The organism is Corynebacterium sp., assembly GCF_012838985.1.
Taxonomy (GTDB): domain Bacteria; phylum Actinomycetota; class Actinomycetes; order Mycobacteriales; family Mycobacteriaceae; genus Corynebacterium.
Window position 1 is genome coordinate 1 of sequence record NZ_DUOE01000019.1, and the last position, 9,154, is coordinate 9,154.

8 protein-coding genes and 1 pseudogene are annotated in these 9,154 nt (G+C 70.9%); 4 read left to right on the forward strand and 5 right to left on the reverse strand.

Going from position 1 to position 9,154, the window contains the following annotated elements:
• Positions 1-33: 33 nt before the first annotated feature.
• The 3 genes and pseudogenes from GXZ33_RS12635 to GXZ33_RS00895 form a co-directional block, all read left to right on the forward strand.
• Positions 34-207, forward strand: a pseudogene (locus tag GXZ33_RS12635) (hypothetical protein); the annotation flags it as partial.
• A gap of 107 nt (positions 208-314) precedes the next feature.
• Positions 315-1,364: an acetate--CoA ligase family protein gene (locus GXZ33_RS00890; protein WP_291338983.1), complete on the forward strand. Its 1,050-nt coding sequence runs from the start codon at positions 315-317 to the stop codon at positions 1,362-1,364.
• A complete protein-coding gene (locus GXZ33_RS00895; RefSeq protein WP_291338984.1) occupies positions 1,361-2,488 on the forward strand; it encodes an acetoin utilization protein AcuC in 1,128 nt (375 codons plus the stop codon). The genes GXZ33_RS00890 and GXZ33_RS00895 overlap by 4 nt, the downstream gene beginning before the upstream one ends.
• Before the next feature lie 15 nt (positions 2,489-2,503).
• On the opposite strand, the gene GXZ33_RS00900 is transcribed toward GXZ33_RS00895, so the two are convergent.
• The gene (locus GXZ33_RS00900; protein WP_291338985.1) at positions 2,504-2,926 is read right to left on the reverse strand and encodes a DUF3151 domain-containing protein; all 423 of its coding nucleotides are present in this window, start codon (positions 2,924-2,926) and stop codon (positions 2,504-2,506) included.
• An 83-nt stretch (positions 2,927-3,009) separates the two neighbouring features.
• On the opposite strand from GXZ33_RS00900, the gene GXZ33_RS00905 reads away from it, so the two are divergent.
• Positions 3,010-5,109, forward strand: coding sequence for an acyltransferase family protein (locus tag GXZ33_RS00905; RefSeq protein ID WP_291338986.1), 2,100 nt, complete (start codon positions 3,010-3,012; stop codon positions 5,107-5,109).
• On the opposite strand, the gene GXZ33_RS00910 is transcribed toward GXZ33_RS00905, so the two are convergent.
• The 4 genes from GXZ33_RS00910 to GXZ33_RS00925 all read right to left on the reverse strand — a co-directional run bounded on the left by GXZ33_RS00910 (position 5,106) and on the right by GXZ33_RS00925 (position 9,153).
• Positions 5,106-5,699 carry a nucleoside triphosphate pyrophosphatase gene (locus GXZ33_RS00910; RefSeq protein ID WP_291338987.1) on the reverse strand — a complete coding sequence of 198 codons (594 nt, stop codon included), beginning with the start codon at positions 5,697-5,699 and terminating at the stop codon, positions 5,106-5,108. The two genes, GXZ33_RS00905 and GXZ33_RS00910, sit on opposite strands and share 4 nt — an antisense overlap.
• Positions 5,699-5,917 (reverse strand): acyl-CoA carboxylase subunit epsilon, encoded by a 219-nt coding sequence (locus GXZ33_RS00915; protein ID WP_291338988.1) that lies wholly within the window; start codon positions 5,915-5,917, stop codon positions 5,699-5,701. Before GXZ33_RS00915 ends, GXZ33_RS00910 begins: the two co-directional genes overlap by 1 nt.
• A 10-nt stretch (positions 5,918-5,927) precedes the next feature.
• Positions 5,928-7,469: an acyl-CoA carboxylase subunit beta gene (locus GXZ33_RS00920; protein ID WP_291338989.1), complete on the reverse strand. Its 1,542-nt coding sequence runs from the start codon at positions 7,467-7,469 to the stop codon at positions 5,928-5,930.
• 70 nt (positions 7,470-7,539) lie between these two features.
• Entirely contained in the window at positions 7,540-9,153 is a 1,614-nt protein-coding gene (locus tag GXZ33_RS00925) for an acyl-CoA carboxylase subunit beta (protein ID WP_291338990.1), read from the reverse strand.
• Position 9,154: the final 1 nt, after the last annotated feature.

Genomic DNA, 9,154 nt, shown 5'->3' on the forward strand with positions numbered 1-9,154 from the left:
GGCCGGGTCGGGCTGTTCACGCAGTCCGCGGGAGTGGCCACCCTCACCCTGTCCCGGGCCCTGGAGCGCGGCTGCGGGATCTCCTCCTTCGTCGCCTCGGGGGCGTTCGCCGACGTCACCGCCAACGACCTCATGCAGTACTGGTCGGACGACCCGGACACCGACATCTGCCTGCTCACCCTCGACGCCATCGGCAACCCCCGGAAGTTCTTCCGCGTGCTGCGCCGCCTGGCGCTGGAGAAGCCGGTGGTCATCTTCACCCCAGCCGGGCGCTGCTCTCGGCGCGCCACCACACGGCGGTGGGCCTGGTCGCCGTGCCCCCGGGTGCACTCGACGAGGTCATCCGCCACGCCGGGGCCATCGTCACCGCGCGCCGGGACACCATGTTCGACGTCGCCGGGATCCTCGCCCGTCAACCGGTGCCCCCGGGGCGGCGCGTGCGGGTCATCTCCAACTCCGCGGGGCTCACCGGGCAGATGCGGCAGGCCGCCCACCGTTTCGGCCTCCACCCCAGCGCCGTGACGGTCTCCGGGGATCCGGTGGCGGGCCTCGTCCGGGCCGCTCGCCAGGCGCTCGCTGATCCGCACGTCGACATCGTGCTCACCGCGGCGGTGGAGATCAGCCAGCCGGTGTCCGGGCCCGTGCACCGGGGACTGGAGGAGCTGGCCGCCGCGTGCAGGCGCCCCCTGGTCGGCGTCTTCGTCGGCTTCGGCCCACCCCCGACCGGCACGGACCTGCCCGTGTTCACCTCCTACGCCGACGCCCTCGAGGCCCTGGCGCTCATCGCCGACAACGAGGAGAAACGCGCCGCCGCCCGCCCCGACCCGGACGATGACACGGCCCCGCCCCCGGCGGAGGACGCCACCGACCTGCTGCGCGGGCTGCTCGCCGCCCACCCCGGCGGCGGGTGGCTGAGTGACGACGAGTGCAGCAGGCTGCTCGCCGCCTACGGCATCGCGGTCGCACCCGGGGACGCCCCCGGCACCGCCGTGACCCTGCGCGCGGTGGAGGACCCGGTCCTCGGGCCCATCATGTCCGTGGGGCTCGCCGGCCCGGTCACCGAGCTTCTCGACGACCGCACCTGGCGCGTCCCACCCCTGCGCCGCCGCGACGCCCGGGACATGCTCACCGGGTTGGGCACCGCCGCGCTGCTCACCGGCCACGGCGACTCCGCGCCCGTCGACCTGGCGGCCCTGGAGGACCTGCTCATGCGGCTGGGGCGTCTCAAGGACGAGCTGGTCAGCGTCGTCGAGGTGGAGCTCGGCCCCGTCCTCGTCGGCCCCGACGGGGCCCGCGTCACCGGGGCGCGGGCCCGCGTGCTCCCCCTGGACCCGGAGCGCGACCCCCTCGCGAGGTCACTGTGAGTCCGCTGCTCTTCCACACCGGCGAACTCACCCGTTACCACTTCGGCGCCGACCATCCGATGAGCCCCCACCGGGTGAGCCTCGCGGTGCAGCTGGCCCGCTTCCTCGGACTCACCGACCTCTTCGAGATCGTCGAGCCACCCCCGGCCCGGGATGATCTCCTCCTGCGGGTGCACACCCCGGACTACCTGGCGGCGTTGCGTTCCGGGCGGGCGCACCCGGAGCACGGCATCGGCACCGCGGATCAGCCGCTCGCACCCGACCTGCCGCCGGTGGCGTCCCGGATCGTCGCGGCCTCGGTCGCGGCGGCGGAGGCGGTGTGGGAGGGGAAGGCGATGCGGGCCGTGAATCTGGCGGGCGGGCTGCACCATGCGGCCCGCGACCGGATGAGCGGGTTCTGCATGTTCAACGACGCGGCGGTCGCCATCGACCGGCTCCTGGAGCTGGGTGCGCAGCGGATCGTGTACCTCGACCTGGACGCGCACCACGGGGACGGCGTCGAGAAGCTCTTCTGGGATGACCCCCGGGTGCTCACCATCTCGGTCCACGAGTCGGGCCTCTACCTCTTCCCCGGCACCGGACACGCCGGGGACATCGGGGGACCGGGGGCGCTGGGGACGGCGGTCAACATCGCCCTGGACCGGCGGACGGGGGACGTGGAGTGGCTGCGCGCGGTGCACGGCATCGTCCCGCCGCTGCTGCAGGCCTTCTCCCCGGAGATCATCGTCAGCCAGCACGGCACCGACGCCCACCGCGCGGACCCGCTGACGGACCTGGACCTCAGCGTCGACGTCATGGGGCTGGTGTACCGGACGGTCGGGGCCTGGGCGGAGCGGCACGCGCAGGGGCGCTGGGTGGCGCTGGGCGGGGGCGGCTACCACGTCGACTCCGTCGCGCGTGCCTGGGTGCTGCTCCTCGCGGCGGTCGCGGACGTCAGCATCGACGCCACCGTGCGCATGCCCCGCGCCGGTGGTCTGCTCACGTCAGCGACGTTGGGGGACCCGGGGGCGGAGGCCCGGCTGCGCGACTACCGCCCCGGGATGGTGCTCAGCGAGCGGCCGACCGCCGCGCTCCGGGCGACCTCCCGGGCGGTGTTCCCCTACTGGGGGCTCACCCACTACTGACGGGAGCGGGGTGGGTCAGGCGACCTCGTCGATGAGGCGGGCCACGGACGCCGGATCGGCGTCGGAGAGCATCTGCCGGCAGCGGTCGTACTCGTTGTCCTCACCGATGAGACGCGCGGCGCGGGCGAGGGCCGCGATGGCGCGGAGCACCGGCTGGTTCGCCTCGTGCTCGAAGGGGACGGGGCCCCAGCCCTTCCAGCCGTTGGCGCGCAGACGGTCGAGGGAACGGTGGTAGGCGGTGCGGGCGTGGGCGTAGGCGGTGAGCTTGGCCACGTCGTCGAGCGAACCGGCGGCGAGCAGCATCTCGGCGCGGGTGACCCACACGAGCGGGCTGTCGGGGTGGGCGAAAGCGGTCTCGGCGGCGGCGGGGTCGAGGCCGGCGGCCGGGTCGGCGGGGAGGTGGAGGGGCGGCGGTGCCATCATGTCGTTGATCTTCATGTCCTCCGAGCCTAGTGATCTTTTCTCCACCTCGACCTGCGCTGTTAACCTGGCGGGGTACTTCGGTGAGGAAATGAGGTTCCATGCAGACGACGGACGCCGCCGTGCAGGCACCCCCGGTCAGGTCGGTGTCCTACCGCTACGACCTGGACGGGCTCCGTGGCATCGCCATCGCTTTCGTGGTCCTCTTCCACGTCTTCGTCGGGCGGGTGTCCGGCGGTGTGGATGTGTTCCTTCTGCTCAGCGGCTATTTCTTCCTCGGTTCGCAGCTACGCTACGCACGCCGCGCCGACGCCTCGCCGAACCCCTGGTGGCCGTTCTGGCGTACCATCCGGCGCCTGTACCCGGGGCTGCTGGTGGTGCTCGGCACGACGGCGGCGGTGGTCATGCTCGGCATCCCCTGGATGCGCAGCGTGGATCTCATGGACCAGTTCACGGCCAGTCTGCTCTACTACCAGAACTGGACACTGGCCGCGCAGGACGCGGACTACAATGTCGCCTCCGGCGGGGTCAGCCCTTTGCAGCACCTGTGGTCGATGGCGGTCCAGGGGCAGTTCTACGTCATGGCCATCGCCCTGGCGATGGCGGTCATCTGGATGCGGCGGGTGGGCGTCGACATCTCCCGGTGGGTGACGGCGCTGCTCGTCCTGGCCACCGTGGCCTCCTTCCTCTACGCGGTGTGGCTGCACCGGGAGTGGCAGGCGCTCAACTACTACTCCACCTGGTCCCGCATGTGGCAGCTGACCGCTGGCGCCCTCCTGGCGCTGCACGCGCACCGCGTGAAGGTGCACCCGCGGCTGCAGGAGCTGTTCATCGTGGTGGGCCTGGCGATGGTGCTCACGACGGGACTGCTTTTCGACGGCGCCTGGCTCTTCCCCGGCCCGGCCGCCCTGTACCCGATCGGCGGTGCCGTCCTGGTCATCCTCGGTGGGGGACAGGGCCGGGTGGCCGGGTGGCTGGCGCACCGTTCCATGCGCTGGCTCGGTGACATCGCCTACCCGCTCTACCTGTGGCACTGGCCGCTGCTCATCCTCAGCCTCGTCATGCTGGGCTTCGACGAGGTGCCGTGGTGGCTGGGTGTCGCGGTGGTCGCGGTGTCGCTGCTGCTGGCGGATGTGACGCACCGGTTCGTCGAGAAGCCTCTGCGGCAGCACGCCGCCCGTCCCCGCGCGGGGGAGCGGCGTGTGCGGGAGGCGCTCGCGCAGCTGCGGTCCTCCGCCCGGGCCCGCGGTCGTGCGGTCGGGGCCGGTGTCCTGGCGCTCATCATGTCGACGCTGCTGGTGCTCCAGGGTGTGTGGGAGGTCCGCCTCCACCTCGCCGGGGGACTGCTTCTCGACGCCACCCAGTACCCCGGCGCCGCCGCCCTCACCGGTGCGCCCGTGCCGGCGAAGAAGACCCGCCCGGACCCGGAGCTGGCGGGGGCGCTGATCTCGAAGATCTGGACGGAGAAGTGCATCTCCCGCTTCGGCGACGACCCGCATGTCCTGCCCATCGACGAACGCGGCGCCGACTGCGTCTTCGGCGACCCGGCGGCGACCCGTGACGTCTACCTCGTCGGCGGCTCCCACTCCGAGCAGTGGGTCATCCCCCTCGACGTGCTGGGCAGGGAGCACGGCTTCCGCGTCATCCCGCTGGTGCGCCAGTCCTGCCCCACGTTCGTGGAGGAGCGCGACGGGCTCTTCGAGCCGGACTGCGCCCTGTTCAACGGGCAGGTCATCGACCGTCTGGCGGAGGCCCGGCCGGAGCTGGTCATCTCGACGACGACGCGCCCCTTCCTGGAGTTCGGTGACTTCCAGGAGGGTGTCCCGGAGTCCTACCTCACCTTCTGGGACTTCCTCGCCGACGAGGGCATCCCCTTCGTCGGGCTGCGCGACAACCCGTGGAAGTTCCTCCCCGACGGCTCCGACGAGTCCGTCCCGTTCTGCCTCCGCGTCGCCGATGACCCGGCGGTCTGCGGTGTGGTGGAGGAGGACTTCTACCAGCCGGTCGACCCCGCGCTCGAGTACCTGGCGGACATCCCCACGGCCCGGGCCGTGGACACCTCGTCCTGGTACTGCGCGGACGGCTACTGCCCGCCGGTGATCGGCAACATCCTCGTGTACCGCGACGGCAACCACCTCAGCCTCGCGTACCTCAACTCCCTGGTGCCCCAGGTGTGGGCGGAGATCGAGAAGTTCCTCTAGGAACGCCAGAAGGCGCTGGCGTCGAGCCCGAACCGGTAGAGGGCGCGCCGCACGGTCGGCAGGCTCAGCCCGATCACCGACGAGGGGTCCCCCTCGATCCGGTCGATGAACCAGCCGCCGAGGGCCTCCAGGGTGAAGGCGCCGGCGCACTGCCAGGGCTCCCCGGACGCCGCGTAGGCCAGGATGTCGGCCTCGGAGGCGGCGGCGAAGTGCACGGTCGTGGAGGTCGTCTCCACGAACTCCTCACCCCGGTGGACGATGCAGTGCCCCGTGAGCAGCTGCGCCACCTTGCCGGCCTGCTCCCGCCAGCGTGCGACGGTGGCTTCCTCGGTGTGGGGTTTGCCCTGCAGGTGGCCGTCGAGAAGCAGCATGGAGTCGCCGCCGATGACCACGTCGTCGTGGAACTGCCCGGCGACGGCGTGAGCCTTGGCGCGGGCCAGGGCCGCGACGGCGTCGGCGGGGGAGGCGTCCTGCAGGGACGCCAGGAGGGCGTCCTCATCGACGTCGGCGGGCTGGATGACGGGATCGACACCGGCGTTGGCCAGGATCATCCGCCGCGACGGGGACGAGGACGCGAGAACGATCCGCATCAGTAGAAGGTGACGTTGCGGAACGCGTTCGGGTTGTAGAGCGTGGTGCGCTGCAGGCGGTCCTCGGGACGGCCCCAGAGGTTGCGCTCGCCGGACTCCTCGTCCGGGCGCTTCTTGGCCAGGGCGGTGAGCACAGCGGTCAGGGCCGCGAGCTCGGTGGCGTCGGGGTTGCCCTTGAGCACACGGAACAGCGGCTTGGTGGCGGTGGTGGTGGTCACGATCGGCTCCTTACAGGGGGATGTTTCCGTGCTTCTTCGCCGGGGTCTGGATCACCTTGCGGTCCAGGAGGCGGAGGCCCTCAATGAGCTGGGGGCGGGTGGTGGACGGCTCGATCACGGCGTCGACGAGGCTGCGCTCCGCGGCGAGGTAGGGGTTGATGTAATTGTCGGCGTAGGTCTGCTCGTCGATCTTCCCGTCGAGCGCGGCCACGGCGGCCGGGGCCTCGGTGACAGCGATCTCCGCGGTCGGCCACGCGAAGACGAGGTCGGCGCCCAGGTCCTTCGAGCCCATCAGGACATACGACGGGCCGATGGCCTTGCGGGTGATCACGGTGAGCTTGCCGACGGTCGCCTCGGCGTAAGCGTAGGCCAGCTTGGCGCCCCGGCGCAGCACTCCGCCGTGCTCCTGGTCCTCACCGGGCAGGAAGCCGGGGGAGTCGACGAACTCGACGACCGGGATGTTGAAGGCGTCGCAGGTGCGGATGAAACGGGCGGCCTTCTCCGCGGAGGCGGAGTCGAGGCAGCCGGCGAGGTCGGTCGGCTGGTTCGCGACCACACCCACCGCACGCCCCTCGATGCGGGCCAGGGCGGTGATGATGTTGGCGGCGTAACCGGCCTGCAGCTCGAGGATCTCGCCGTTGTCGACGACCCGACGCACGACCTCGTGCATGTCGTAGGTGTGGGCGTCGGAGTCCGGGATGAGGGAGTCGAGCTCGCGGTCGGTGTCGGTGACCTCCAGGGAGGTCTCGGTCTCCGGGCGCGGGGCCTCGGCGCGGTTGTTCGACGGCAGGTGGCCGACGACCTCCTTGACCAGGTTGATCGCCTCCAGGTCGGTGGGGGCCGTCAGGTGTGCGGTGCCGGAGGTGGTGGCGTGCACGGAGGCGGAACCCAGGGACTCGGGGGTGGCGGCCTTACCGGTGACCTTCTCCACCACGTCCGTGGCGGCCAGGTGCAGCGCACCGCCGTCCTCGACCATGACGACGACGTCGGCGAAGACCGGCGCGAGGGCGTGCATGCCCCCGGTGTGGCCGGCGATCACGGAGATCTGCGGGATGAGACCCGAGGCGGTGGTGGTGCGGGCCAGGATCTTCGAGTACATCGACAGGGTGACGATGCCCTCGGCGACGCGCGGGCCCGCGCCCTCGTGGATGCCGATGATCGGCACACCGGTCTTGATGGCCAGGTCGTAGACCTTGATGATCTTCTCGCCGTACACCTCACCGAGGGAACCGTCGAACACGGTGGAGTCCTGCGAGAACACGCAGACCTTCCGGCCGTTGATCGTGCCGTAACCGGTGACGACACCGTCGGTCAGCGGACGCTCGGCGTCGAGGCCGAACTGGGTGGAACGGTGGCGTGCGAGGGCGTCGGTCTCGACGAACGAGGCGTCGTCGAGAAGTGCCAGCACACGCTCGCGCGCGGTGGCCCGACCGGAGGCGTGGGTCGCCTCGACGGCGTCGGTCCCCACCGGGGCCTCGGCCTCCGCCAGGCGGGCACGCAGGTCGGCGAGCCTTCCGGCGGTGGTCGTGAGATCAGGGGAGGTGGAAGTCATGGTCCTCTAGTCTAGACGGCTACGCCCCGCCCACGACACTTCAGGCGCAGGCGGGGCGTACGGGGCCGGTTTACAGCGGGATGTTGCCGTGCTTACGCGCCGGGCGGGACACGTTCTTGTCCTTGTACAGGCGCAGGTTACGGGCGATCATGCCGCGGGTCTCGGACGGCAGGATGACCGCGTCGATGAGACCGCGCTCAGCGGCCTTGTACGGGGTGAGCATGTGGTCCTCGTACTCGCGCTCGAAGGACTTGGCCAGCTCGAGGACGTCGAGGCCCTTGTCGTGGGCCTCCTTGAGCTCCTTGCGGTAGATGAAGCCCACGGCGCCGGCGGCACCCATGACGGCGATCTGGGCGGTCGGCCACGCCAGGTTGACGTCGGCACCCAGGCCCTTGGAGCCCATCACGCAGTACGCGCCGCCGTAGGCCTTGCGCATGGTGACGGTGATCTTCGGGACGGTGGCCTCGCCGTAGGCGTAGAGCAGCTTCGCGCCGCGGCGCAGGATGCCGCCGTGCTCCTGGCCGGCGCCCGGGAGGAAGCCGGGGACGTCGACGAGCATGACGATCGGGATGTTGAAGGCGTCGCAGGTGCGGATGAAGCGGGCGGCCTTCTCGGAGGAGTCGATGTCCAGGCAGCCGGCGTAGACGGAGGGCTGGTTGGCGACGAAGCCCACCGACTGGCCCTCGACGCGGCCGAAGGCGATGACGACGTTCTCGGCGCGCTCGGCCTGGATCTCCAGGTACTCGCCGTCGTCGGTGAGGCACTCGATGACCTCACGGACGTCGTAGGGCTGGGTCGGGGAGTCCGGGATCATGCCGTCGAGACGCAGGTCGTCGGCGGTGATGTTGTCGCCGACCGCGCCCTCGTCCGCGGTGAACTCCTCGTACGGGGCCACGGTGCGGTTGTTCGACGGGAGGAAACCGACCAGGTCGTGGACCCAGTCGAGGGCCTCCTCGTCGGACTTCGCGGTGAAGTGGGAGTTGCCCGCGGTGGTCATGTGGGTGGAGGCGCCGCCCAGCTCCTCCTGGGTGATCTCCTCACCGGTGACGGTCTTGATGACGTCCGGGCCGGTGACGAACATCTTGGAGGTCTTGTCCACCATGACGACGAAGTCGGTCAGCGCCGGGGAGTAGGCGTTGCCGCCGGCGGAGGCGCCCATGATCACGGAGATCTGCGGGACGACGCCGGAGGCGTGGATGTTCTGGTAGAAGGTGCGGGCGATCATGTCCAGGGACACGGCGCCGTCCTGGATGCGGGCGCCGGCACCCTCGTAGAGGCCGATCAGCGGACGGCCGGTGGTGACGGCCAGGTCCATGATCTTGATCATCTTCTCGCCGTAGACCTCACCGAGGGCGCCACCGAAGACGGTGCCGTCCTGGGAGAAGATGCACACCTCGCGGCCGTCGATGGTGCCCCAGCCGGTGACGATACCGTCGGTGGTCGGGCGCTTCTTGCCCATGCCGAAGTCGGTGGTGCGGTGCTTGGCGAGCATGTCGGTCTCGACGAAGGAGCCCTCGTCGAGGAGGTAGTCGAGTCGCTCACGGGCGGTGAGGCGCTCCTGGGAGTGGACGCGCTCGACGGCCTTCTCACCCATCGGGTAGGTGGCCTCGGCACGGCGACGCTTCAGGTCGGCGATCTTGCCGGCGGTGGTGGTGACGTCGGTCAGCTCGGACAGGTCCGTCAAA